Here is a 25,624-nt window from a genome sequence, read left to right as displayed (position 1 = left end):
GTTCGTCTCCTACCAGGTCAGCCCGTGGCCGTACGGGTAGAGCACCGCTCCCGCAGCCGTGGGGATCGTGACGGGCAGCCGCCCGCCGGGGGACAGTTCGCCGTGCAGCGCGCGGACGAGCGCGTCCATCGCCGCCCGGGTGTACGAGTAGGTCGCCAGGTAGGTGGTCACGCCCGGCAGGTGCGCGATGTCGTAGGGGTCCCGCACCGCCACCACCACGACGGGTCTCCCGGTGCGCAGCAGTGCCGCGACGAGGCGTTGCTGGCTGCCGCGCGGGTCGGTGACGGTGGTGTCCCACGCCTTGTTGACCAGCACGACGGTGAGGTCGTGCCGGGCCGCCTCGGCGGCGGTCGCGTCGATCACCTGGTCGGACGGCAGCGTCGCCGGCCGGGCGGTGGCGCCGGCTCCGCGGGCGGTGAACCCGTCGGCGACCGTCGCGACCGGGGCGAAGCTCGCACTGTTCCACCCGGTGACCAGCACCGAGCGGCCCGTACGGGCCAGCGGCAGCAGCCCGGCGTCGTTGCGGACGGCGGTGAGCGTCGGGTCGGTGACGCGGGCGACGGCGGCGAGGTGCTCGGGCGCCCCGACGGTGCGTACCGCAGTCTCGACGTCGACCAGCGGCGGGCGGGCCAGCCCCTGCCGGTACTTCATGGCCAGGATCCGCCGGACCGACTCGTCGATGCGCCCCTCGGTCAGTTCGCCGGTGGCGACGGCCCGCAGCACCGCGTCCCGCGCCAGGCGGAGATTCGGTGGCATGAGGAGCTGGTCGGCGCCGGCCTTGAGCGCCAGCACGGGCACCCGCTCGTCGCCGTAGCGCTGTCGCACGCCGGCCATGTTCAGCGCGTCGGTGACGATGACGCCCCGGAATCCCAGCTCACCTCGTAGCACGCCGGTGAGGATCGTCGGCGACAGCGTGGCCGGGTCGCCGGAGGGGTCGAGGGCGGGCACCACGATGTGGGCGGTCATGATCGACTCGACGCCGGCCTCGATCGCCCGCCGGAACGGTGGGGCGTCGATCCGGTCCCACTCCTCGCGGCTGTGGTTGATCACCGGCAGGTCGGTGTGGCTGTCGGTGTCCGTGTCGCCGTGGCCCGGGAAGTGCTTCGCCACCGCCGTGACGCCCGCGTCGTGCTGGAATCCGGTCACCTGGGCGGCGGTCAGCGTGCCCACCAGGGCCGGGTCGGCGCCGAAGGACCGTACGCCGATGACCGGGTTGCCGGGATCGACGTTCACGTCGGCGATCGGCGCGTAGGGCTGGCGGATGCCGACGGCGGCCAACTCCCGCCCGGTGACCTCCGCCGCCGTCCGTGCGGCGGCGGGCGACCGGCCGGCGCCCAGGGCCATCGACCCGGGGAACTGGGCGGCGGGGGCGGGCATCCGCAGCACCACGCCCTGCTCCTGGTCGGTGGAGACGAGCAGCGGCACCCGACCCTTCGCGCCGTCGCCGAGGGCGGCCCGCTGGAGCCCGTTGGAGAGCGTCGCGATCTGGCGTGGACTGTCCAGGTTGTGGGACCAGGAGAAGTAGCAGACACCACCGAGGTGGAACTCCTCGACGACCTCGGCGGCCGTCTCGACGCCGAACGCGGCCCGGTTGGCGGCGCGGTCGGCGGGCGTCGGCTCGGTGGCGTCGCCGCCGTAGACGTAGGTGGAGAAGAGTTGGCCGACCTTCTGCGCCAGGCTCATGTGGCGCAGGGTCGAGGTGACCCAGCCGTGCTCGGCAGCGGGTGGGCGCTCGGGCGCGGCGGGCGCGGCGACCGGGGTGAGGACGCTCGCCAGGGCTGCCGCCAGGACTGTCGCGGTGACGGTTCGGGCCTTCATAGACGACCGCCTCTCCATCGGCTGCCTGAAACTTAGCTACGCAGCATCGACGGAGTCAAGAAGGTTAGCTACATGACCGCCGGGGCGTACGGCCGGCAAACCAGCGGGCCCGTGCCGGAACGACCGGCACGGGCCCGCGGCGGATCCGGTGGCTCAGCAGGCGCCGAGGTCCACCCAGACCCCGAACTGGCCGGTGGTGCCCGGCTCCTGGTTCTGCGTCCACCACTGCGCGCGCCAGCGGCGCCCGCCGTGCGACACGACGTCGTTGGTGTTGTAGGTCGACGCGGCCGCCCAGGCCGGGTCCGTGCAGGCCGGGGCCGGCGCGGCGGCCAGCGGCAGGATCGCCCGGCTGGCCCCGAGCGCCACCGTGACCTGGCCCGCCTGCGAGTCCGCGTGCACGAACTCGTAGAGGTTGCCGGTGAGGACCAGGCCGATCTGGCTGCCGGCCGGGAAGACGTAGTCCTTGGGTTCCAGCAGGATGGTGCCGGTGTGCTGCTGGCCCGGCGTCAGCGGCGTCTCGGTGGTGAGCGAGTTGCGGTTCTTGGCGTCGAGCGAACCGCGCGCCACCACCCGGGTGTACGCACCGCCGGTGTAGTGCACCAACAGGGCGGTGAGCGGCGTGCTCGCGGTGGCCGGGGTGAACGTCACCTCGATCCGGGCCGCGCCGGAGAGCCGGCGCGCCGACGTGAGCGTCGGGCCGAGGTACGCCAGCCGGTAACCCTGGGCCGTGCCGGGGCTCGCCAACATCGTCGTCTCCGCCACCGCTGTCGAGCTGGTGAACTGCTGGCTGCCGGACACCGGGGCGGCGGTCAGGCTGCCGGCGCCCCCGTTGCCGGCCGGGCCGAGGTGCAGCGACGTGTCCGTGGTGGCGACCGGGGGCCACACGGCCTCGGTCACCCGGGTGCCGTCCGGCCGTTCGACGGTCGCCTGCGGCTCGTCCATCACGCCGTTGTCGATGCCGTACAGCCAGTGGTCCATCCACCGGCCGACCGGGTCCTTCGACTCGTTGTAGAACGGGTCGACGTGCGCGCCGTCGTGCAGGTAGACCCTGCGCGGCACGTCGTGGGCGGCCAACTGGTCCCAGTACCGGCCCCACTGGGTGGTCTTGACGTTGTCGTCCCGCTGCCCGTGGACGAGGAACACGGAGGCGGTGACCTGGTCCACGTCGTCGCGGTAGTCCCGCGCGACGAAGAACGGGCCGTGGTCCCAGCCGGCCTGCGTCTCACCGTCGCCGACGCCCTGGTACTGCGTCACGCAGTCCAGCTGGGACTCGGCGTTGCCCCACCGGGAGGTGAACCCCTGCATGTACCGGGTGGCCCAGTCCCGATACCCGATGCCCTGCGCCCGCGTGTAGTCGTACCAGCTGGAGATCCCGCCGACCGACACGATGGTCTCGAGCCCGTCGATCCCCGTCTCGGCCAACTGGCTGGCCAGCGTGCCGTCGTAGGACACCCCGTACATGCCCACGCTTCCGGTGCTCCACGAGGCCACCGCCGGGCTGCCGTCGGCGTACGTCGCCGTGGTCCGCCCGTTCAGCCAGTCGACCACCGCGGCCACGCTCCGCACGTCCGAGGCGCCGCCGACCGACAGGCATCCCTCGGAGGTGCCGGTGCCGGCGATCTCGACCTCGAGCACCGCGTATCCCCGCGGCACGAAGTACTCGTCGAGCCAGCCGCTCCAGTGGGTGGCCGGGTCGACGAGCGGGTCCACCACCTGACCGGACCGGGCCGCCGGAGTCTGCACCGTCCAGTAGGGACTGGCCTTGACGATCGAGGCGACCTGGAGGCCGGGGCCCGTCCCCTCCGGCCGGATCACCAGCGCGGTGATCGTGTCGAGCACGCCGTCGGCGTCGCTGTCGATGTCGGACTGGACGTGCACCGTCTCCTGGACGGCCGCCGCCGGCGAGAACACCGGCTGCGTGGCGCCGTCGTCGACGACGATCCCGGGCGGGGCCGGTGCCGCCACCGCCCCGCCGGGCGCGGCCACCACCGCGCCCATCGTTGCGGACACCACCACGGCGAGGGCGCCCGCCCACCACCGCTTTCGCGCGTTCGTAGCCAATTGCCTTCCGTTCCGGTCGTGCGCCACCCACGCACGCGCAGCACCGGTCACCGCCCCCGCGTGGGCAACACTCCTGTGTGGAGGATGCGCATCCCGGAGAACAGTGACAGAAATCCGGGGTGGGAGATACCCGTTGTGACCAATGTCAATTTCGTGGCCAGCTCGTCACGGAGGGTGATAGACGGGGCGGCGGGCTAGGCGTTGGCGGGGTCCTCGCCGGCGGCGGGCAGGTAGCAGTCGCTCGCGAGGATCACGGCGACCCGGTCCCGGGACGCGTTCGTGGTGAGGCTGATCGTGATCCCGGTTCCGGGGTCACGCATGGAGACGGCGCCCCGGGTGCCGTCGGCGAACACGCGGTCCTCGGTGATCTCGTAGCCGTGCTGGCGCCACATCTCCCGGATCCGTCGCAGCGTGGTGATCTGCTCGTCCGGGGCCACCGGCAGCCCGGCGAAACCACTCAACGTCCACCGTCCGTCGTCGGCGATCTCGCCGCGCCGGCCCTGGCAGGGTGAGGTGTTGGTCCGCCAGTTCTCCAGGGGGACGCCGGCGGTGCTCGCCACCGCCTGCGCGCGAGCCTCGGCCAGGGTGTTCACCTCGGCGGTCGCCTTGGTCTGCAACGGGTCGTCCTTTCCGGGCGAGGGGCCGGGCTCACCGCCGGTGCAGGCGGAGGCGGGCAGGAACACGGCCGCGAGCGCGACGGCGTACCGCCTTGCGGCGCGACGGCGAAGGGTCACGGCGCCTTTCCGTGGTCGAGGGCGGCGGCCTCGTAGTCACCGACGATGACCGCCGCCTGGGAGCGCAGCATCTGGCTGTTCTGCGCCCAGTATCCGCTGTGACCGGAGGTGTCGACGTGCAGGACGTTGCCGCCGAACTCCGGGTCGTGCGGGGCTGGCCCGTGGATGCCGACGACGCCGTCGACCAGCCAGTCGCCGACGACGGGCACGTCGCCGAGCCAGCCGATCGTGTCCTCCGGTCGCGCGACCACGGTGTCGTCGGCCGCGGCGCCGGCCCACACGTGTCGCGGGTCGATGTTGAACTCGCTGGCGCTCTCGACGCGCATGCCGGGGCTGCCGACGGCGATCATGTCGTCCACGGCGAGACCGTCGCCGGTGCTGGCCGCCTCGCCGAGGACCGTCGATCCGTAGCTGTGGCCGACGGCGGTGACGTGGGATGGGCTGTCGTCGTGGGCGACCCGGAGGCCGTCCACGAAGCCGTCGAGGGCACGCGCGCCCGCCTCGGATTTGGCACCGAACACCGCGCTGACGATGTCGAGGTCGAACGACGGCGTGTCGTAGCCGAGCCAGGCCACGACGGAGACGTCGGTGCCGGCGGGAGCCAGCTCGGTCGAGGCCTCCCGCAGGTCGTCGGCCCGCCCGATCAGGCCACGGATGCCGTCGAGTTCCGTACCGACGCCGGGGACGAGGACCGCCGTGTGGTCGGCGGTGTCCGGGTTGCCGATGGCGACGGCCGCTTTCCCGTCCCCCGCGGGATCGAACGAGAGCAGGTACAGGCGCTCGTGCGGCGCCGCGTCCCGGGCGTCTTCCAGCTTTTCGAGCAGGGCGAGCGCGTTGGTGTACTGCCGGTCGGGGTCGTCGACGTGCTCCCCGACGAAGGTGCGCAACGCCAGTTGGTTCGCCGCGTCCCGGTCGGTGGCGGGCAGCCCGTCGAGGGCGCCGATCCGTTCCGGGTAGGCGGCCAGGTAGACCTGTCGCTCGTCGTCGGACAGGCCGTCCCACCACGCCCGGGCGTCCGCGGGGTCGCTGCCCGGGGCAGGGATGTCGTCCTCGCCCAGACCGAGGGCCCCGGCGGCGGCGAGCGCCCCGTCGTACTCCCGCGCGAACTGCCCCGGCGGCCCCGCCTTCAACTGGCTCAGCGCACGGGCGATCCGGCCGTCGGCCTCGGTGGCCTCGGTGACGATCCGGGCGATCAGGTCGTTGTAGGCGGCGACGTCCCGCGCCTGCCTGCGGCGGGCCGGTTCGGCATCCGGGTCGGGCCGCTGTCCCGGGATCATCGCCGGCGCGGACACCCGACCGGTGTCGTCGACGGTCAGGCCGAGGGACCGGGCGGCCCCGACGGCCGACTCCAGTCGCTGTTGCAGGTCACCGAAGTCCTCCGCGGCTTCCCGCAACACGCTGGCGGCGGTGCGGGTCTGCAGGCTCGCGACCCCGAACTCGTCGTCGAGCGTGTCGAGCCGCCCCAGGGCCGCACTGGCCGCCGACCCCTGCCAGCCCGATGTCCGGAGCGGACCGGTCAGGTCGGTGCCGCACCGCTCCTCCAGCTTCGTGCAGGCCCGCGACAGGTCCGTCCAGGCCTGCGCCGCCTCCCGCAGCGGGGCGAGGTGCGCCTCGCGCAGGTCCGCGTAGGTCACCACCGAAGGATCACCGCTCGCGGATGTCGAACCGGGCGGCGTTGGCCTCGTCGGTGTAGCGATAGTCCATCGCGCAGCCGCGCAGCGCCTCGCCGACGGTGGTCAGGTGGCCGTCGAGCTTGGTCAGGTCGTCCGACCACGACCAGCGGAGCTGCTCCAACGCCGTCCGGGTCTGCCATCCGGGCAGGCCGGCGACCGCGGCCCGCGTCTCGTCTCCGATGCCGGACGCGCTGCGCCGCAGGTCGTCGCCCAGGTCGTCGCACACGTACGACGCCTTCTCCAGCAGTTCCGGCTCGACGCGGAGCTCAATCACTGACTCGCCTCCCCGAGATCGATGCGAGCCTACATAACCACACCGCGTGTCCTCGCACCTCGCGACCTGATCACGGCGCCGAGGCGGACGCCGTCCCCGCATGCGTGCCCGACACCGGAGGCGGACGGAGCGACGAACGAGCCGCCGCCTCGTGGATGGACAGGCGACGGCCACCGCGTGTCCGGGAGGAACGCGGCGGCCGGTCATGAACGCCTGCCGGCTAGCTCACCTGCTTGGTCAGGACCGGGCATCCCGCGACGGATCGATCAGCACCTTGGTGTGCTCGCTGCGGCCCGAATCCAGTTCCTCCAGGATGTCCCCGAGCGACGACAGGCCGAACGTGCCGGTGTGCAGCGACGCGACATCGAGCCGGCCCGCGGCTATCGCCTGCATGGCGGCGACGAAGTCCTCGTGGTGGTAGGCCAGCGACCCGATCACGGTCAGCTCGCGGCTCTGCCAGTCGCCGTAGCTGACGGTCGAGTTCTCCAGCGGATAGCCCAGCAACGCGAGCGTCCCGCCTCGGCGTACCAGCTCCGCCGACGGTTGGAACAGCGATGGTACGCCGGTGCACTCGTAGACCAGGTCGGCGCCCAGGCCCCGCGTGAGCTCGTCCAACGCGGCCCGGAGGTCGGCGGGCTCGACCACGTGGGCGAAGCCCAGCTTGGCGGCCAGCGCACGGCGAGCCGGCGAGGGCTCGGAGACGATCATCGGTCCGGCCCCGGCGTTGCGGGCGTTCTGCGCGGTGAGCAGCCCGATCGGGCCGGCGCCCTGCACCACCGTCGTGGCGCCGAGCTCCGCTGCCACCCGCCGCACGGCGTGGAAGGTGACCGTGGCGGGCTCCACGAGCGCCGCCTCCACGTTCGAGATGCTGTCCGGAACGGGGAGCACCCGACGTGCCGCCACCTGCACCCGGGTGGCGAAGCCGCCGTACGCGGGTGCGTCGGCGTCGACCCCGTTGGCCTCCGCGAACACCGTGTCGCAGTTGCGGGTGTGCCCGGCGACGCACTGGGGACAACGGCCGCACGCCGGCCCCACGCCACCCACCACCCGCTGACCGACCCGCAACCCGGTCACGCCGTCGCCCACCGCCGAGATCGAGCCGGTCCACTCGTGCCCGAAGACCGCCGGCGGCAGCATGTGCCCGTCGGTGTAACCGTGCACGTCCGTGCCGCAGATCCCCGTGTAGGTGATGTCGACCGTCACCCGGCCGGGCCCTGGTGCGGCCACGGAGATCCCGTTCTCGCGCAGCTCGCGGGGCCCGGCGACGGCAAGGTAACGATCGGCGGACATCCGGGTCCTTCCCCTCGGCGACGCCCCGGTCTTCCCGTCACCCGCGTCACGAAACGCCGACGGGTAAATCAGCCGACCGCCCCCCTGCCCGGACCGCACCACCTGATGTAAGGAAGGGCCCCTTCCTATCGCCCAGGCGATAGGAAGGGGCCCTTCCTTACATTCCGAAGGACGTGGGTGGGGTCGGCTCAGAGCGTCAGGTTTCGCGGTACGGCCTGGTCGGGATCCTGTCCGCCGGTGAGGCCGTACGCCCGGTCGATCTGCTGGACCACCCGGTTGCCGGCGGTGTCCCACGCCTCGGTCCGGATGGTGACCGCGCCGGTGGTGCGGTCGAGCCGCGGGTGCCTGACCTGCGCCGAGAACGAGCCGTCGTGCTGACGGCGCAGCCGGGCGTCGGCCCAGTGCCTGCCGTCGTCGTAGGAGACCCGCACCGTCACTCCGGCCACCGGTGCGGGGTCGGCCTGCCCCGGCTGCCAGGGCCGGACGGTGAAGGCGAACGGGCGTCCCGCCTCGGCGGTGTCGTCGAGCGCGAGATCCAGACCGTAGGTGAGCTGGATGAGGGGCTGCCACCCGCACGGGCCGGCGACGCCGAGGACCTTCGTGACGCACGTGTACGGGTTCGTCACGGTGTCCGCCCCGACGTGACCGGAGCGGAACGTCCAGTCGGTGCTGACCCGCTTGCCGAACCGGTGCCCGCTGAACCCGTTCTGGAAGACGGTACGCAGGGCGTAGGTCGCCGGCTCGGCGTCGAGGGCGAAGGTCGGCACCGCCCCGGGCTTGCCGGGCACCTGCACCCCGTCCCTGGTCAACGAGTAGCTCACGGTCGACCTGGCCGGGCTGGCCGACTGCGTACGGTCGTGGCTGGGCGCAGTGTCCGGGTAGACGTAGAGGGTGTCGCCCTGGCGGCAGACCGGGCACATGCTGACCCACTGGTCCGGGTCCCAGCCGGGCCCCGGCGTCACGAGGCTGGGGATCACCGGTCCCTGGTGCAGCGCCTCGCGATCCCGGCCGGGGGTGCTGAAGCCCCCCTGCGACCGGACGATGTGGGCCGGCTTCGCCGGGTCGCTCTGGTTGACCAGGCGGTGGCTGCGGGCCCACCTCACCTGCGGCCCGGTCACGGTGTAGTACTCGGTCCGGCTGACCGGCGCGTCGAACCAGTGTGTGTTGTTGGCGCTGAAGGTGTCCCCGGGCGCGTACGTGTGGTTGGCCTTCCACGCGTTCGGCTGCCCCGGGACCGCCGGTGTCTGACTGTGGTAGCCGGTCTGCCGCGCGACCAGGTCGCCGTGCCGGGGGGCGTGGGCGAACGTGGTGGGGATCCGGTCGTACGTGTAGTAGCGCAGGTTGTACTCGTACGGACTGTCGAGCTGGCTGCGGATGTCGACGTACGGGCGGTCGGCGCCGGCGAGCACCCTGGCCAGCTCGGTCCACTGCGTCCGGTCCAGCCACAGCACCGGGATCTTCACGGCTGCCTGGTCCAGGAACGGCGTGGTGCCGAACCCGGCTACGGTCTCGCCGACCACGTGGTTGAGCACGCCCGCCGCGCCCGCCTCGGTGGCCAGGTCGACCTCCTCCTGGATCCCGTGGAAGGGTTCGCTGTCCACGACGACGAGCCTGCCGCGTACGTCCTTGCCCGCCCGCAGGTCCGCCTCGGTGGCCAGCCGCAGGCGCCGGTCGGTGTCGAACTTCGGGACCGAGTCGTTGTCGGTGAGGTAGACCGGCCGCACCTGTGCCCGGCCGTTGCCGCGCACCGTGGCGACCGCCTCCGGGGCCGCCCGCACCTGCTCGAAGAAGTGCCGGTACGAGCCGTGCACGGGCCGCTTCGCCGACGGCGTGACGTAGAACCGGTAGCCGTAGGGCACCGTCACGACCTGGATGCTGGTGTAGGTCCCGCCACTCGCCGTCGTGCGGCTGTAGCCCTGCGAGATCTGCACGCTCTCCGAGGGCAGCGGCGTACGCACCGCCTGGATCGGCTGAACGGCGGTGGCCAGGTTCCACTCGAAGGTGGCGTCCCCGCTGACGGTGGACTCCGGATCCTGGATCATCGCGTTCGCGATGAAGGAGTCCCGCTCGGACCAGGTGGCCGAGCAGCCGATGTTGTAGGTGCCGTCCGGCACGTGGCCGCTGCCCTCGGCGACGTTCGGGCCGAACACGTCACGGGTCAGCAGGACCACGTGGGTCTCCGGTCCGGCGGTGTCGTCCACCCGCCGGAAGGTGCACGCCACCCCGCCCTGGGCCAGCGGTTCGCCGGGCCGGCCGACGATCCGCATGTCGACCCTGCGCTGCGGCGGTTGCCGGAGCAGGCCCACCGGGGTGGTCAGCCGGATACCGGTGGCCTCGTCGACGGCGACGACCGAGCCGGTGTACTGACCACGCTCGACGCTGGTCACGTCGACGGTGACGGTCGCCGTGGCGCTGCCCCCGGCCGGCACCGTGACGCTCGCGTCGGCGGTCAGCGTGCCGGCGGGCACCGACTCGCCGGCCACGCCCCGCAGGGTCGGTGTCAGGGTCAGCGTGACCGGCTGGTCGCCGGAGTTGGCGTAGCCGATCTGCTTGGTCAGCCGCGGCGTGTCGGTCGGTGAGACGGTGCCGAAGTCGACGTTCGGGGTCGTGCCGGCGACCTTCTGGGTGAGGGCGCGGGCCAGGTCGAGCCGGCCGGCGCCGACCTCGTACGCGGTGAACCCGATGTCCTTCGCGGTGCTCATCAACGTCGACTTGATCTGACCGGGGGTCCAGTCCGGGTGCCGCTGGGCGAGGATAGCGGCGGCGCCGGCGACGTGCGGGGTCGCCATCGAGGTGCCGGAGGCCGAGGTGTGGTGCTGGTCCACCGGGCTGCCCATGGACGTGCCGGCCGCACGGGCGGCGACGATGTCCACACCGGGGGCCGCGATGTCGGGCTTGAGCGCCCCGTCGCCGCGACGTGGGCCGCGACTGGAGCGGCTGTCCAACTGGTCGCTCTTGGAGGTCATCGCCACGGTGAGCGCCGCGTCCGCCACGCCCGGCGCGCCGACCGTGCTCTGGCCCGGTCCGCTGTTGCCGGCGGCGATCACGAACAACGCCCCGGTGCTGGCGCTCAGCGAGTCGACGGCGAGGCTCGCCGCGTCGGTGCCGTCGGTGGCCGGGCTGCTCAGGCTCATGCTGATCACCCGGGCGCCGCTGTTCGCGGCCCACTCCATCCCGTCGATGACCAGGGACATGTCACCGCTGCCGTCGTCGCCGAGCACCTTGCCGACGATCAGGTCGGCGCCCGGCGCGACGCCCTTGCGCCGCCCGGCGGAGGCGGCGCCGCTGCCGGCGATCGTGGCCGCGACGTGGGTGCCGTGCCCGTGCCCGTCGGCGACCGTGTCGACACCGGGGATGAAGCTACGCGAGTCGACCACCCTGCCAGCCAGGTCGGGATGGTTGGCGTCGATACCGGTGTCCAGCACGGCGACGGTCACCCCGCTGCCGTCGTAGCCGGCCGCCCACGCCGACGGCGCACCGATCAGCGACACGCTCTCGTCGAGGTTGACCCGCACCTTGCGGTCCAGCCACACCTTCCGTACGCCGTTGGCGAGGGTGGTCGCGCCCGCCGTGGCCCGTGCCCCGCCGCTGCGGGCGGCCCCGGCGGTGAGGGCCGCCCAGAACGCCGGGGCCTGGCTCTTCGTCACCGTCAGGCCCTCGCCGGAGAGGCTCTCCAACGTGCTGCGCCGGGCCGTGCCGGCCAGCTTGGGGGCGGCGGCTCTCGCCTTGGCGCCGGGCTGGTAGCTGACGATCACCGGCAGCGTCCGCTGTTCGTCGTCGCCGTATCCGTGGTGCGCCAGGTACTGCACGTCGAACAGCTCACGGTCGAGTACGCCCCCGGCGACCAGCGACCGGGCGGAGGTGGGCACCGCGTACACGCCGGTCGGGTCCGTGTGGGTCTCGATCGTCGCCGCCTCTCCGGGGGGCGTGCTGAGCACGGTCACGGCGGTCTGGCCGGCCAGGCTCTCCGTGTACTCGACGACGTGGCCGGTGATCAGCGTCAGGGTGGCGCTGACCGTGGCCCGTCCGCCGGCGGTGTCCAGGCTCGTCGCGCTGGTCGTGGGGGTGCCGCCGGTGTCGGGTGTGCCGACGGCTGCCGACGGGACGGCCAGAGTGGACAACGCGGTGGCGAGGGCCAGGCCGTGAACGGCCCAGCGGGGTCTGAGGTGCCGGTCGGCCCGGCGGGGTCTGGTCACTCGTACTCCTCTGGTCTGGCGGAAGTCCGCTCGCCGGGCTCCCGGCGCGACGGCGCCGGCCCGCCTACGGCTAGAGCGGCTCGTACTCGTCGTCCGGGCCGGTCGGACCCTCACCACCCGGGTCCGCCCGACCCGGAACGGGCCGGGCCGGTGGGGCGGCGGGGCGGAGGGCTGGCCGGACCGGTGCCGGGGCACCGCCGTCCACGCCCTCGTCGGTCCGGCTGTGCTGCTCCCGCCTCGCTCTGGCGACTGCATCCGACATGCACCGAGTCTGTGCCGTCCGGCGCGAGGGTTCGATTGGTCAGACGATGGATTAATTCCGCCGGCCCACGTCGGGCGTTTACTCGTCGCCTCCGGACGACGGCCGCGGATCCGAGGTGAGGCCCAACTCGACGGCCCTGAGCGCGAGCGCGGTCCGTGAGCTGACCCGCAGCTTGCGCATGGCCGAGTGCAGGTGACTGGCGACCGTCTGCCGGGACACCACGAGCGCCTCGGCGATCTGCCGGTTGGTCCGGCCGCCGAGCAGGAGCGTGACGACCTCCTGTTCGCGGGGCGAGAGCTGGTCGCCGTAGCCGGGCCGCCCCGGACGGCGTGGTTGCCCTTGCTGCACGCCTTCCCCGTGCGGCGTGCCGCCGACCAGGTCGGCCCCGGGCGGCTGCCGGACGTCCACCCCGTGCCCGCGCAGGGCGTCGCGCACCAGGCCGGCCCGGTGCCGGGCGCCGAGGCGGGTCAGCTCATCGAACACGCTGGACAGGAGCGGCAGGCCGGACTCCGGCTGCCCCGCCGCGATCAGGCAGCGGGCCCGCCGTTCGCGGGCCAGCAGGGCGTCGTACGGACGGGGCAGCGCGGCCCAGGCCTCGGCGGCGCGGGCGAAGAGGGCGGCGGCGCGGGTGGCATCGCCGGTCGCCTCGGCGAGCAACGCGTGACACGACGCGAGGGCGGCCCGCGGCCCCGGGGCGTCCCGGTCGCCGCACGCGCGCCCGAACTCGTCGACCAGCGCGCTGGCGTCGGCGGACCGCCCGGCGGCGAGCAGCGCGACGACCCGTACCGGCACGACCTCGGTGCTCCACACCCAGATCCCCTTGCGCACGGTGATCTCGATCGGGTCGTCGGTGATGGCCAGCGCCTCGGTCACGCGTCCGGCCGCCAGCCACAGCTCGGCAAGCGCGGCGGCGGACTCGACGAGACCATCCGCGGCGTTGCGCCGTCGTGCCTGTGCGTGGGTCGCCAGCAGGTGGGCCTCGGCCTGTTCGTGATCGCCGGCGGCGGCCCGCAGGAGGCCGGCGACCAGGGCAGCCTCACCCCGCACGTCCGGCATCTGGGAGTCGTCCTCGACGAACGCCAGGGTCCGGTCGAGGAGCCCGGCCCAGTCGCCGGTGAGCCAGTCCAGGCGGGCCACCATCACGAGCAGCGACTCCAGGTGGCGCGGGACCTGGTGCCGGCCGACCAGTTCGTTGGCCTTCGCGAGCCGGACGCGCGCCTGCGGGTACCGGCCCCACAGCATCGCCAGGTGGGCCAGGTTCTTCTGGATTCGGCCGAGGGTGCTGGCACCCCTCGGGCTGGCCGCGTCCTCCGGGAGGCGCTGGGCTGCCGCCCAGGCCGTCTCCTCACCGAGCAGGAGCAGTCCGAGGATCCGGTCCCCGACGAGCGCCAGGCGTTCCTCCGGCGCGACCGAGGGCGGCGGCTCGGCCACCTGACGCAGCCACCGCAGATGCTCCCCGGCGGGCCGTACCGTGCCCAGCGGCAGGCCGAGCGTGATCCGGGCCCGGGCCGCCTCCACCGACTCGGGGGGCAGGTCGGCCATCGCCGCCTCCATGTGCTGCCGCCCCGCGTCGAACGCGCTGGTCATGAGGAACATCCGGGCGGTCTGGAAGCGGATCGCCCCCCGCTGAGCGCGCGGCGGCAGGGTGCCGTGCAGCGCCGACTCCAGCACCCGCACCAGGTCCAGATAGTGCCGCGGCCGACGCAGTGACGTGTGGCGCACCTTCCCGACGAGCCGTACCAGCACGTCCACGGGCAGGTCGACGGAGGTGATCAGGCGGTGGAGCAGGGCACCCGCTGCGGTCTCGTCGCCGGATTCCTGGCACAGGTCGACGGCCAGCTCGGTGTAGCGGCACCACTCGGGGGTCTGCCCCGACTCGCGGAAGTGCCGGACGAGCTGGGTCGCCGGCGGTGGGTTGACCTCGGCGAGCGACCTGCCGGCGAGCAGGTGCCCGTGCCGACGCTCCGGTGCGGGGATCGCCTCGTAGACCACCTGGCAGAACAGGCCGTGGCGGAAGGACAGCAGCCCACGGGCGTCCTCGCGCAGCAGACCGGACTCGAGCGCGGCGGAGAGCCCGGCCGTGAAGCGTGCGCCCGGCAGCCCGGCCACCGTCGCCACCGTCGCGGAAGCGGCCGGATCGGCGAGCACGGCCGCAGCCCGCAACACCGACCGGGTGTCGTCGTCGAGCCGGGCGACGCGTTCCAGGACCGCGTCCCGGATCGTGGGCGGCGCGTCGATGCGGTCCAGCCGGCGACGTACCCAGCCGCCTTCCTTCCGCGTCAGGTCCGCCCGGTCGTGCATGAGTCGCACGGACTCCTCGATCGCCAGGGGAAGCCCGTCGGTGCGCTGGTGCAGGAATGCCGCGAACTCCGCCGAGACCTGCTCACCGGCGAGCATCGAGGAGACGAACGCGGATGTGGCGTCGACGTCCAGCGGGCTGAGCGCCAGCCGGAGCTGACGGGCGGGTGGGATCCGGGAGGAGAGCCGCCGTAGCAGGGAATACGCCGGCACCTCCCCTGGCCGGTATGTCACCACCACGCTCACCGGCTGGGGCTGCCGGGAGACCAGGAACAGCAGCAGCTCCAGGGTGGCCTCGTCCGCCCAGTGCACGTCCTCAAGGGTCAGCACGGTCACAGCGAGGCGGTCGATCAGCTCGACGAAGGCGCGGAACAACCGGTGCCGCGCCGCCGTCGGGTCAGGCAACGGTTCCGGTGCCGGCGGCAGTTCGTCGGTCCACTCCGGGAAGATCGCTCGCAGCGCTCCCGCCAGGCCGCTCAGCCCCAGCCCGGATATCCGGTCGGTGGCCCCACGAACCGCGTCCACCACCGGGCCGAGGGTGTGCGGGTCGTGCAGCGGCGGGCAGGTCCCGACCAGGCCGTGGTGCTGTCGGCCGAGCGGCGTGGCGAAGAACTCCCGCAGGAGCCGGCTCTTGCCGACTCCTGCCTCGCCCTCCACCAGAACCACCGTCGGCCGGGCCGCGAGCGCCTCACCGAGCGCGGCGAGCTCCCGGGCCCGCCCGACGAATCCCGGCGCGGACAGCGCGGGTAGGCGACCGGGGTCGGCGCTGGCTTCCCTGGCCAATGGCCTGCCCCCTCCAGTTGATCACGGTCTGGAGGATTCTCGCCCGGCGACCCACCGCCCCGCCAGGGGTGGGGGCCTGCGCCCGGCCCGCCGGTCGGGCGCTGCTGGGGCCGGACGTCACGGAAGGTCCACCGCGGCGCCTGCGGGCACCGCCGTGAACCTTCCGTGCTCGGCGTACGTCAGCCGCAGTGGATCGGGCCCCACCGCTCCTCGGCGAGGTTGCGGTACACCACGTACACCATGATGCACCGGCCGGCCGTGCCGGTGATCTGCACCGGCCCGGCGTAGTACTGGTAGGTCCCCGGATCGCGGTCGAAGACGAGAGGTTCGCAGGGGTATCCCGGGTTGTTGGTGGCGCACCTGCCGATAAAGACCTCCATGTGCTCGGCCTTGTCGCGGTTGAGGTTCTTCTGCGCCCAGGCGCAGTTGGTTCCGCCGTTGGCGCTCGAGTAGGAGACGAACACGGAGATCGCCCCGCCGTAGGCGTCACGGTGCGGCGACAACTCGGTGCCAGCGCAGGACGCCCGGGGGCTCAGCTTGGTGTGTGCGGACGCGGGTGCCGCGGTCACGACGAGCCCCGCCGCCACCAGCACCATCGCCGCGAACGCCCCGAGCAGGGCGCGGGTCCGGGACCGGGTCGTCGAGAGGGCCAGGAAGGATCTGTCCATGATCGACAGTATCTGCCTCCGGCTCCGCCCACCGCCACCCGATTCGGCCGGGGGCGCCGCCGTCACGATCAGTGACCACCAATCCGGCAAGGAACGGCGTGGCCGCACCGGCGCTCCACCGTCGGCCGGGCAGCTTGGTAGGTTACCGCCGCCACGTCTCCCGTGGCCCGTCCTGCGCACCCGCCCCGAGGAGTCAGAGCGTGCCGACCGGCCTCACCGACTCGGACGTCCCGGGGCACGTGTCCCGGCCCGCACCGGCATGGTCCGCGTGGCGGGTCGTGGTCGGCTTCGGCGTGGTCAGCCTGGCCGCGGACATGGTGTACGAGGGCGCCCGGTCGGTCACCGGGCCGCTGCTGGGCGCCTTGGGCGCCTCGGCGCTGGTCGTCGGCCTGGTCGCCGGCGCCGGAGAGGGCATGTCGCTGCTGCTGCGCCTGGCCTTCGGGCCCCTCGCGGACCGGACCGGGCGCTACTGGTCCCTGACGCTGGCCGGGTACGCGCTGACGGCCGTCTGCGTCCCCCTGCTGGCCCTCGCCCCGCTGCTCGGCGGCGCCGGCCTGGCCGTGGCGTGCGCGTTGATCCTCATCGAGCGGGCCGGCAAGGCGGTCCGCAGCCCGGCCAAGTCCACCCTGCTGGCCCAGGCCGCCGGGGCGGTCGGACGTGGCCGCGGATTCGCGGTGCACAAGGCCCTGGACCAGCTCGGCGCCTTCACCGGGCCCCTGCTGGTCGCGGCCCTCATCGCGGCCACCGGTGTGCTGTGGCCGGCGTTGGCCGTCCTCGCCGTTCCCGGGGGCCTGGCCATCGGCCTGCTGCTGTGGATCCGGCGGCGCGTGCCCGATCCGGCCGTCTACGACACGGACCGGACGGTGCCCGACGCCGCCACCGGCCGTGCCGCCGCGACGCCGACGGTCGACTCCGGCCCTCCGAAGCCGGCCGCCCGCGGCGGTTGGCTGGGCGCCGGCCTGCCCGGCCGCTTCTTCCTGTTCGCCGCGGCGGCCGGGGCCGCCACCGCCGGGTTGGTGAGCTTCGGGATCATCTCCTTCCACGCCAGCCGCACCGGCGTCGTCTCCGCCGCGGGCGTCCCGGTGCTGTACGCGGGCGCGATGGCCGCCGCGGCCCTCGCCGCCCTCGCCAGCGGCTACCTGTACGACAGGTGGAACGCCCGGGTGCTGTTCGCCCTGCCGCTGCTGGCAGCCGCCGTCCCGGCCCTGGCCCTGGCCGACACGATCGGCCCCGTGGTGACCGGGGCCCTGCTGTGGGGGGCCGCCGTCGGGGTGCAGGACTCCACCGTCAAGGCGCTCGTGGCGGATCTCGTTCCCGCCGCCCGCCGGGCCACGGCCTACGGGGTCTTCGCCGCGGTGCAGGGGCTCGCTGCGCTGGCCGGCGGGGCCGTGGTCGGCATCCTGTACTCCCGTTCCGTACCGGCCCTGATCGTCGCCCTGGCCGCCACCCAGCTCCTCGCCCTGGGCCTGCTCGCCGCCACCCTCCCCCGGCGCGCGACGGCCGGCACCCGGTAAGCGCCGCGGAGGCCCGCCCGGGCGCCGCGCGCTGACGTCGGGCGCCGGCCTCGGCACGGTGACGCCTGACGGCGGCACTCAGGCTCGCCCTCCCGCGACGGCCGGCGACCGCTGGCGCGACCTGCGCACCAGGACGAAGAGCCCGGCCAGTACGCCCACGCCCACTGCCGCCGAGCCGGTCAGCAGCATCGGCATGTCGGCGAGTTCGAAGGTCGACGGCGGCTGGCCGGGGTCGGGGAAGGTGATGGTGGTGGCGGCCGTGCGGCTCACCAGGCCACTGGTCAGGGTCAGCTCGGCCTTCCACGGCCCGTTGTCCAGGCGCCGGTTGATGGCGATGGCGACCGTGCCCGTCTGCCCGGCGGCGAGTGTCGTGCCGTCGACGACGGGGTACGGGCCCGCCCTGATCTCGCCCGCCTCGTCGTTCAGCCAGAGGTTGCCGCTGAGGTCGACGGCCCGGCCGCCGGTGTTGGCGACGGTGACGGTCAGCGACGGCTGGCCGTCGGGCGCACGCGCGGCGACGAAGTCCTTGATCTGGAAGTCGGTGGGGGGCTCGCCGCCGGGACCGACGTCCAGGTAGACGCGGATGCCGACCCGGTTGATCTTGGCCACGGCGTTCGGCTTCGGATCCGAGGCGGTGGAGGCCCAGATGACGGCGTACCGCTCGCCGGCCGACGCCTTCTTCGGCACCCGGATGGTGACCGTGGCCGGTTTCCGCTCGCCGGGTCGGAGGTCGAGCTTGGGACTGCTGAGCGTCGTCCACGAGGACAACTCGTTGGCGGTGCGCCCCTCGGCGAACCGGAACTCCTCCTTCTCGACGCTCGCGGCGGCGGCGTAGAGCTCGATCTTCTTGCGCTTCGCCGTACGGTTGGAGATCTCGACCCTGCGCGTGATGACGGAGCCCGGCGCGAGGTGGTCGATGATGTAGCGGCGGGCTCGCGGGTCCTCCTGCCGGTCCACCGGCAGCTCCATCAGCTTGATGCCGATGGTGCCGGGAGCCTCCGACGGCTCGGCGGCCGCGACGGACCCGGTCAGGGCGCTGGCACCGATGACGAGCAGTGCCAGCGCCCCGGCCCGGCTAGGCCACCGAATGAGTCACCGTCCCGGTGTAGGTACCGACCACCGCCGACGCGGGGATGTTCACCCTGAGGTTCGGCGACCAGGCGACGCTGTTGACGCCGGTCCCGCCGACGTGCCGGAAGGCCACCAGCGGGGTCACCGTGTCCAGGGGCTGGGCGTCGTTGGCGGTCGGCTGGCCGGGGATGAACGTGCCGGTGCCCTGCTGCTCGGCGCCCTGGCCCGACCAGTAGTCGATGTCACTGGCCAGGATGCGCTCGGTGGGAGTGCCGCCGCCGGTCTCGAAGTGGGTGGAGGTGACCGACGCGGTCCAGGAGGCGTCGGCGGAGCCCCGCCGGTCCGTGACGCGTACCGTGCCGATCGACCCGGCGAGCGTCGTGCCGGGCAGCGCGCTGCCGAGGAAGGCGGCCTCCGGGGCTTCGATGTCGAGCCCGGCACCGACCACGTTCAGGGTGACCACGGTGGTGTCGGTCGGTGCCGCCACGGCCGGCGACGCGAAGAGGGCCAGGCTCGCGCACGCGGCCACCGCCCCCACCGCGATACGGGTAAGACGCATGGTGTTCTCACTCTCTCGGTCATGAGCGACGCCGAGGGCGGCTGCCGCTGATCGCTAGTGCCCATACCCTATTTGCCACATGAGACCGATGTGTCGCCTTCGACACATTATATCCCGTTTGTGACGTTTTGACGTTCGGCTCGTTGGTGGAGAGAACGCGTCACCCGGACGCGTAGGCGGAAGGATCTGATCACCCGATGAGGCGCAGGCGGTTTCTGTTCCAGGGCGTCGCGCTGCTGATGGCGGTCGCGGCCGGGCTGGTCGTTCCGGCACGGCCCGCCGAGGCCGCCCTGGTGCGGCCGTTCGCGCCGCGGTTCCAGGCCTCGGAACGGGGCGACGTGATCTTCGCGGGGAACACCCTCGTCACCTGCCTCGCGGTGGCGGTGGTGGGCAGCCCGACCTGCGCGGCGGCGCAGGCGGGGGCCGTGGTGAACAACAACAACTACACCTCCCAGTACGTCGACGTGGACACCACGGTCTCGACCGTGAACTCGAGCCGGGCCACGCTGACCGTCCCCACCGGCGCGACGGTGCTGTGGGCCGGCCTCTACTGGACCGGGAGCGCCACCGCCACCAACCCCTTCCGGCAGCGGATCCAGCTGGCTGCGCCCGGCGGCGCGTACACCGAGGTGCAGGGGCAGGTCAGCACCGGTGCCATCGCCACCACCGGCGGCGTGCCCTACTCCGCCTTCGCGGAGGTGACCGCGCTCGTGCGGGCCAGCGGCAGCTACACCGTCGGGGGCCTCACCACGACGATGGGCACGAACGCGCGGGGCGGGTGGGCCATCGTCGCCGCCATCCGCGACACCACGCAACCCTTGCGCAACCTGGCCATCTTCGACGGCTACGCCGAGCTCGCCGGAAGCACCGCCGACAACCGGGTCAGCACCACCATCTCCGGGTTCCGGACCCCGAGCACCGGCACCGTGAACGCGCGGATCGGCGCGGTCGCCGCCGAGGGAGACCTCGCCTCCACCGGTGACGCCGTCTCCTTCAACGGTGTCGCGCTGACCGACAGCCTCAACCCCGCCACCAACTTCTTCAACAGCTCGATCACCAGGCTCGGCAGCCGGGTCAGCGGCAAGAGCCCCGACCACGTCAACCAGTTGGGCTTCGACGTCGACTACCTGGCCGCGCCCGCCGGCTCCATCGGCAACAGCCAGACCAGCGCGACCGTCGCCTTCACCACCGGCGGCGAGTCGTACGAGGCCATCGCCCTGTTCACCGTGATCGACATCTTCGAGCCGGACATCACCGCCACCAACACCGTCGCCCGCGTCGGCGGCGGCAGCACGGTCAACCCGGGCGACACGCTCGAATACACCATCACCGTCAACTCGACCGGAAGCGAGAACGCCACCGGCGTGCAGGTGAGCAGCCCTCTGCCGAACGGAGCGACCTACCAACCCGGCACGCTCTCCATCAACGGCGTCGCCCGCACCGACGCCGCCGGCGACGACCCCGCACGCCTCGACAGCGCCAACAACCGGCTGCACTTCAACCTCGGCACCGGCGCCACCGCCACCGCGGGGGGCGTCCTGGCCCCGGGCACGCAGGCAGTCCTGCGATTCCGCGTACGCGTCGCCGACCCCAGCCCCGTCGGTGTGATCATCAGCAGCCAGGCGACGATCACCTACGGGTCGCCGACCAGCAGCACCAGCTACACCGACCTGACCGACGACCCGAGCGCCCCCGGGGCCACCGATCCCACCCGCACCGACGTGAACGACCCACCGGTCGCCTCGCCGGCGGCGGTCAGCACCGGCGAGGACACGCCCCTGACCATCGACCTCACGACGTACGTCGACGACCCCGAGGCCGGCACGCTGACCTTCGCCGTGACCCAGCCCCCGGCCGGTCAGGGCGGCGTCACCTGCACCACCGCGGGCGTCTGCACCTACACGCCGCCCGCGAACTTCAACGGGCTGACCAGCTTCGGCTACACCGCCACCGACCCGGGCGCCCGCTCGGCCTCCGCCACCGTCACCGTCACCGTCAGCCCGGTCAACGACCCGCCCGTCGCGACGGCCGACACCGCCGCCACCACCAGCGGGTCCGCCGTGGTCGTCCACGTGCTCGCCAACGACACCGACATCGACGGCGACCGCCTGACCGTCGTACCGGGCAGCGGAGCGACCGCGCACGGCAGCTACACCTGCGACCCCGCCGCCTGCGTCTACACGCCCGCGGCGAACTTCACCGGCACCGACTCCTTCACCTACCGCGTCACCGATCCCGGCAACGGCACCTCCACCGGCACCGTCACCATCACCGTCACGGCCGGGCCCACCGGCCTGTCGATCCTCGCCCCCGACTCCGCCGCCCTGCCCGCAGTCTCCGCCGGAGCCCCGAACACCATGGGCCCGATCGGGCTCGTCACCGTCGTCGACGACCGTGGCACGGCCTCCGGGAGCTGGACCGCCACCGTCTCCATCACCGACCTCACCACCGGCGACGGGAGCCCCGGCCGGACCGTGCCCCGGACCGGCATCAGCTACGCCTCCGGGCCGTCCGTCGGCACCACCGGGACCGGCACCTTCGTCCCGCAGCCCGGGGCTCCGCTCGGCACCGCCCAGACCGCGGCGCGCTGGACCGGCGGCAGCGGACCCAACACCGTCTCCTGGGTGCCGGAACTCACCCTGCAGCTGCCCTACTCCCTGGTCACCGGCAGGTACACCACGGTGGTCACCCACTCCGTGGCGTGAGGTGCGACGAGCGCCCGGCTCTGACCTGAATGCGACTAGCCACGGACAGGGGTCGATGTCTCACCTACGCTGACGTGGGGTGAACGTCACGACCGGGCCTCCCCAGCCGACGGGGGCGCTGCCGTTGCCGCGCATCACCCACCGTCCGGGAAAGCCCGCTTCGAATCGGAGAAACGCGACACCGACATGAGACGGCGGCGACCGGGTCCCCCACCACCGGGGCCTGAAGGCGCCACCGAACGCGAGCTGCACCGGTTGGGCCGCCGGTACGCCGTCGTCATGCGCACCACGGCCTTGACCTGCGTGAGCTGCACGACACCGCGGCGGCCACACTGCTGGCGGTCGGCACCCGGATGGTCGACGGCACCGAGCCGTGGCTGGCCGAGCAGGCCGCCCGGGACCTGGAGATCCTCGCCGCGCAGCCGGACCACTCCGACGACGACACGAACCTGGTGCGGTTGCTGGACCAGGTGGCGCGGCAGGCGCCGGTCGCGGTGCGGGTGCGCTCGCCGGCAGCCGTACCGATGCCGGCGGTGCGGGCCACCGCGATCAGCGCGGCGGCGCGGGAGGCGCTGACCAACGTGGCCCGGCATGCCGGCGTCGACACCGCCGAGCTGGTGGTGCGGCGGGCGGACGACCGGATCGTCGTGGAGGTCTCCGACCAGGGCAGGGGATTCACCCCGGAGCAGGTGCCACCGCACCGGCGCGGGGTGTCGCAGTCCATCACGCAACGCCTGGCGCGGATCGGTGGACGGGCGACGGTGACGTCCCGGCCCGACGCCGGCACCCGGGTCCGGCTGGAGGTGCTATGCGGACTTCGACATCTGCTCGTCCGGCTCGACGGTCTGGGTGAGGGCGTTCGGGATGGACACCGTGGACGGCGACGGATGGTGCGGGATCGCGCAGATCGGCTACCTGATCGACGCGGACCGCAACGGCGTCTACGAGACCCACCGGCACGTGCGCTCCACGGAGACCGACTGCAATCCGCCGTTCGGTGATCAGTCCGGATGGTACAAGTCGAACTACCCCATTACCCAACTTTCGGGCCGCTCCTGCATCGGCTACAGCGACGGAACCGCCTACGCATGTGACAGCTGGCGCTGACGTCACGCGAATCCCGGCGTGAGGGTCTCGCGCGCAGGGCGTCAGCCGGGTTCCGTCACTCCTCGCGAAATCCAGGCTCCGCTCTCCACCACCGGTGGTGGAGAGCGGAGCCGCTCGGCGGTGCACGCATCGGCGTTGGGGCCATCGCGCCTTCATTCCGAGGCAGTCCGGTAATCACGGCGCGACCGCGTCCATTGGTCCCGCGATCTTGCACTTCACGCCCACCGCTTGCGGCCTATGTCTGCTATGCCGGGGCGGCAAGTGCAAGATCGCGGGGGCGTTGCGGGCGGGGGCGGGCAGTGCGGGAGCGCCGCCGTCCCGCGGGCCGACGGCAGCGTTGCGGGGGCAGGGGGCAGGATGGGCCGGTGACTGCCCCCGCCCGCCCGTTGGCCGTGTTGGACGCGGTGCTCGAACGGTTGACCTACGTCAACGAGGAGACCGGTTACACCGTCGCCCGGGTGACCACCGACCGTGGCGGCAGCGACCTGCTCACGGTGGTCGGGGCGCTGCTGGGCGCCCAGCCCGGGGAGAGCCTGCGCCTGTCCGGGCGGTGGTCGTCGCACCCGCAGTACGGTCGGCAGTTCGAGGTGCACTCCTACACGACCGTGCTGCCGGCCACGATCCAGGGCATCCGCCGCTACCTCGGCTCCGGGCTGGTCAAGGGCATCGGCCCGGTGTTCGCCGAACGCATCGTCGCGCACTTCGGCCTGGACACCCTGCGGGTCATCGAGGAGGAGCCCGCCCGGCTGGTCGAGGTGCCCGGCCTGGGGCCCAAGCGCACCGCGAAGATCACCGCGGCGTGGGAGGAGCAGAAGGCGATCAAGGAGGTGATGGTCTTCCTCCAGGGCGTCGGCGTGTCCACCTCGCTGGCCGTTCGGATCTACAAGCAGTACGGCGACGCCTCCGTCACTGTGGTCCGCAACGAGCCGTACCGGTTGGCGGCCGACGTGTGGGGCATCGGGTTCAAGACCGCCGACACCATCGCCCAGGCCGTCGGCATCCCGCACGACAGCCCTCAGCGGGTCAAGGCGGGCCTCCAGTACACCCTCTCCGAGGCCACCGACAACGGGCACTGCTACCTGCCCGACTCGCAACTGGTCGCCGACGCCACCAAGATCCTCAACGTGGCGGGCGACCTCGTCACCGCCTGCCTCGACGAACTCGTCGGCGAGGAGGGCGTGGTCCGCGAGACGCTGCCCGGGCCGGACGGCGAGCCGACGTCGGCGGTCTACCTGGTGCCGTTCCACCGCGCCGAGCAGTCCCTGGCCGGCTCCCTGCTGCGGCTGTTGCGCGACCGCGCCGACCGGCTGCCCCACTTCGCCGACGTCGACTGGGGACGGGCGCTCGCCTGGTTGAGGGCCCGCACCGGCACCGACCTCGCCCCCGAACAGGAGCAGGCGGTCCGGCTCGCCCTCACCTCCAGGGTCGCCGTGCTGACCGGCGGCCCCGGCTGCGGCAAGAGCTTCACCGTCCGGTCCGTCGTCGAACTCGCCGCGGCGAAGAAGGCCAAGGTCACCCTCGTCGCGCCGACGGGTCGCGCCGCGAAGCGACTGTCGGAGCTGACCGGGCATCCGGCGGCCACCGTGCACCGGCTGTTGCAGCTACGCCCCGGCGGGGAGGCCAGCCACGACCGGGACAACCCCCTCGACGTCGACCTCCTCGTCGTCGACGAGGCCTCCATGCTCGACCTCATCCTGGCCAACAAGCTCGTCAAGGCCGTCCCGCCCGGCGCGCACCTGCTCCTCGTCGGCGACGTCGACCAGCTTCCCTCCGTCGGCGCCGGGGAGGTCCTGCGGGACCTGCTCGCCGCCCCGGCCATCCCCCGGGTCCGGCTCACGCAGATCTTCCGCCAGGCCGCGGAGTCGGGAGTCGTCAGCAACGCCCACCGCATCAACGCCGGCAAGCCGCCCCGGCTGGAGGGCCTGCGCGACTTCTTCCTGTTCGCCAGCGACGACACCGAGGCCACCGCCGCCCTGACCGTCGACGTCGCCTACACCCGGATCCCCGCCCGATTCGGCCTCGACCCGCGCCGCGACATCCAGGTCCTCACTCCCATGCACCGTGGCCCCGCCGGTGCCGCGGCCCTGAACACGCTGCTGCAGCAGCGCCTCACCCCGGCCCGCGACGGGCAACCGGAGCGGCGCCTGGGCGGGCGGGTGTTCCGCGTCGGCGACAAGGTCACGCAGATCCGCAACAACTACGACAAGGGCCAGGCCGGCGTCTTCAACGGCACCGTCGGCATCGTCACCGCCCTGAGCACGGACGAGCAGACCCTCACCGTACGCACCGACGAGGACGAGAGCATCGACTACGACTTCGACGAACTCGACGAACTCGCCCACGCGTACGCCGTGACCATCCACCGCTCGCAGGGCTCCGAGTACCCGGCCGTGGTCATCCCGCTGACCACCAGCGCCTGGATGATGCTGCAACGCAACCTGCTCTACACCGCCGTCACCCGCGCCAAGAAGCTCGTCGTCCTGGTCGGCTCCCGCCGCGCGCTCGCCGCCGCCGTCCGCACCGTCGGCGCCGGGCGCCGGCACACCGCCCTCGACCATCGCCTCGCCTGAGCGAACCCGGCGCTCCCGACCGCGGTCGACCCGGCGTCGGG

15 protein-coding genes and 1 pseudogene are annotated in these 25,624 nt (G+C 73.0%); 5 read left to right on the top strand and 11 right to left on the bottom strand.

All coding sequences use genetic code 11. The features are described from left to right. Positions 1-9: 9 nt before the first annotated feature. The 9 genes from ABZ809_RS24585 to ABZ809_RS24545 form a co-directional block, all read right to left on the bottom strand. On the bottom strand, positions 10-1,818 hold the full coding sequence (locus ABZ809_RS24585) for a glycoside hydrolase family 3 protein (protein WP_357564934.1): 1,809 nt from the start codon (positions 1,816-1,818) through the stop codon (positions 10-12). Positions 1,819-1,971: 153 nt separating this feature from the next. After that, positions 1,972-3,879 carry a CocE/NonD family hydrolase gene (locus tag ABZ809_RS24580; protein ID WP_357564932.1) on the bottom strand — a complete coding sequence of 636 codons (1,908 nt, stop codon included), beginning with the start codon at positions 3,877-3,879 and terminating at the stop codon, positions 1,972-1,974. A gap of 194 nt (positions 3,880-4,073) precedes the next feature. Next, positions 4,074-4,613 carry a hypothetical protein gene (locus ABZ809_RS24575; RefSeq protein ID WP_357564931.1) on the bottom strand — a complete coding sequence of 180 codons (540 nt, stop codon included), beginning with the start codon at positions 4,611-4,613 and terminating at the stop codon, positions 4,074-4,076. Then, entirely contained in the window at positions 4,610-6,247 is a 1,638-nt protein-coding gene (locus ABZ809_RS24570) for an alpha/beta hydrolase (RefSeq protein ID WP_357564930.1), read from the bottom strand. Before ABZ809_RS24570 ends, ABZ809_RS24575 begins: the two co-directional genes overlap by 4 nt. A 10-nt stretch (positions 6,248-6,257) precedes the next feature. Next, positions 6,258-6,560: a type VII secretion target gene (locus ABZ809_RS24565; RefSeq protein WP_357564929.1), complete on the bottom strand. Its 303-nt coding sequence runs from the start codon at positions 6,558-6,560 to the stop codon at positions 6,258-6,260. A gap of 237 nt (positions 6,561-6,797) precedes the next feature. After that, positions 6,798-7,850, bottom strand: a complete 1,053-nt coding sequence (locus tag ABZ809_RS24560; protein ID WP_357564928.1) for a zinc-binding dehydrogenase — start codon at positions 7,848-7,850, stop codon at positions 6,798-6,800. Positions 7,851-8,038: 188 nt separating this feature from the next. Next, a complete protein-coding gene (locus ABZ809_RS24555) occupies positions 8,039-12,046 on the bottom strand; it encodes a S8 family serine peptidase (protein WP_357564927.1) in 4,008 nt (1,335 codons plus the stop codon). Positions 12,047-12,386: 340 nt separating this feature from the next. After that, entirely contained in the window at positions 12,387-15,389 is a 3,003-nt protein-coding gene (locus ABZ809_RS24550) for an AAA family ATPase (protein WP_357564925.1), read from the bottom strand. A gap of 179 nt (positions 15,390-15,568) precedes the next feature. Then, complete coding sequence (locus ABZ809_RS24545; protein WP_357564924.1) at positions 15,569-16,057, bottom strand: hypothetical protein; 489 nt, start codon at positions 16,055-16,057, stop codon at positions 15,569-15,571. A gap of 278 nt (positions 16,058-16,335) precedes the next feature. On the opposite strand from ABZ809_RS24545, the gene ABZ809_RS24540 reads away from it, so the two are divergent. Beyond that, positions 16,336-17,571 carry an MFS transporter gene (locus ABZ809_RS24540; protein WP_357564949.1) on the top strand — a complete coding sequence of 412 codons (1,236 nt, stop codon included), beginning with the start codon at positions 16,336-16,338 and terminating at the stop codon, positions 17,569-17,571. Between the two features lie 78 nt (positions 17,572-17,649). Here the strand turns inward: ABZ809_RS24540 and ABZ809_RS24535 are convergent, their stop codons facing one another. After that, on the bottom strand, positions 17,650-18,540 hold the full coding sequence (locus tag ABZ809_RS24535; RefSeq protein ID WP_357564923.1) for a hypothetical protein: 891 nt from the start codon (positions 18,538-18,540) through the stop codon (positions 17,650-17,652). A 106-nt stretch (positions 18,541-18,646) separates the two neighbouring features. Beyond that, positions 18,647-19,201: a hypothetical protein gene (locus ABZ809_RS24530; protein ID WP_357564922.1), complete on the bottom strand. Its 555-nt coding sequence runs from the start codon at positions 19,199-19,201 to the stop codon at positions 18,647-18,649. Between the two features lie 197 nt (positions 19,202-19,398). On the opposite strand from ABZ809_RS24530, the gene ABZ809_RS24525 reads away from it, so the two are divergent. From ABZ809_RS24525 to ABZ809_RS24510, 4 genes and pseudogenes are all read left to right on the top strand, one after another. After that, positions 19,399-21,906, top strand: a complete 2,508-nt coding sequence (locus ABZ809_RS24525) for an Ig-like domain-containing protein (protein ID WP_357564920.1) — start codon at positions 19,399-19,401, stop codon at positions 21,904-21,906. A gap of 353 nt (positions 21,907-22,259) precedes the next feature. Further along, positions 22,260-22,652 (top strand): annotated as a pseudogene (locus tag ABZ809_RS24520) (ATP-binding protein); the annotation flags it as partial. A 118-nt stretch (positions 22,653-22,770) separates the two neighbouring features. Continuing rightward, complete coding sequence (locus ABZ809_RS24515) at positions 22,771-23,013, top strand: hypothetical protein (protein WP_357564950.1); 243 nt, start codon at positions 22,771-22,773, stop codon at positions 23,011-23,013. A 365-nt stretch (positions 23,014-23,378) separates the two neighbouring features. After that, the gene (locus ABZ809_RS24510) at positions 23,379-25,583 is read left to right on the top strand and encodes an ATP-dependent RecD-like DNA helicase (RefSeq protein ID WP_357564919.1); all 2,205 of its coding nucleotides are present in this window, start codon (positions 23,379-23,381) and stop codon (positions 25,581-25,583) included. The last annotated feature ends 41 nt before the right edge of the window (positions 25,584-25,624 follow it).

The organism is Micromonospora sp. NPDC047074, assembly GCF_040643815.1.
In the GTDB taxonomy this organism is placed as follows: Bacteria; Actinomycetota; Actinomycetes; order Mycobacteriales; family Micromonosporaceae; genus Micromonospora.
This window is presented reverse-complemented; position numbering and strand designations above follow the sequence as displayed.

What these genes read in the sequence shown, in the direction of transcription:
- ABZ809_RS24585 (WP_357564934.1), bottom strand. Translation starts at nt 1,818, where the DNA reads ATGAAGGCCCGAACCGTCACCGCGACAGTCCTGGCGGCAGCCCTGGCG.
- ABZ809_RS24560 (WP_357564928.1), bottom strand. Translation starts at nt 7,850, where the DNA reads ATGTCCGCCGATCGTTACCTTGCCGTCGCCGGGCCCCGCGAGCTGCGC.
- ABZ809_RS24545 (WP_357564924.1), bottom strand. Translation starts at nt 16,057, where the DNA reads ATGGACAGATCCTTCCTGGCCCTCTCGACGACCCGGTCCCGGACCCGC.
- ABZ809_RS24535 (WP_357564923.1), bottom strand. Translation starts at nt 18,540, where the DNA reads ATGGAGCTGCCGGTGGACCGGCAGGAGGACCCGCGAGCCCGCCGCTAC.
- ABZ809_RS24530 (WP_357564922.1), bottom strand. Translation starts at nt 19,201, where the DNA reads ATGCGTCTTACCCGTATCGCGGTGGGGGCGGTGGCCGCGTGCGCGAGC.
- ABZ809_RS24525 (WP_357564920.1), top strand. Translation starts at nt 19,399, where the DNA reads ATGAGGCGCAGGCGGTTTCTGTTCCAGGGCGTCGCGCTGCTGATGGCG.
- ABZ809_RS24515 (WP_357564950.1), top strand. Translation starts at nt 22,771, where the DNA reads ATGGACACCGTGGACGGCGACGGATGGTGCGGGATCGCGCAGATCGGC.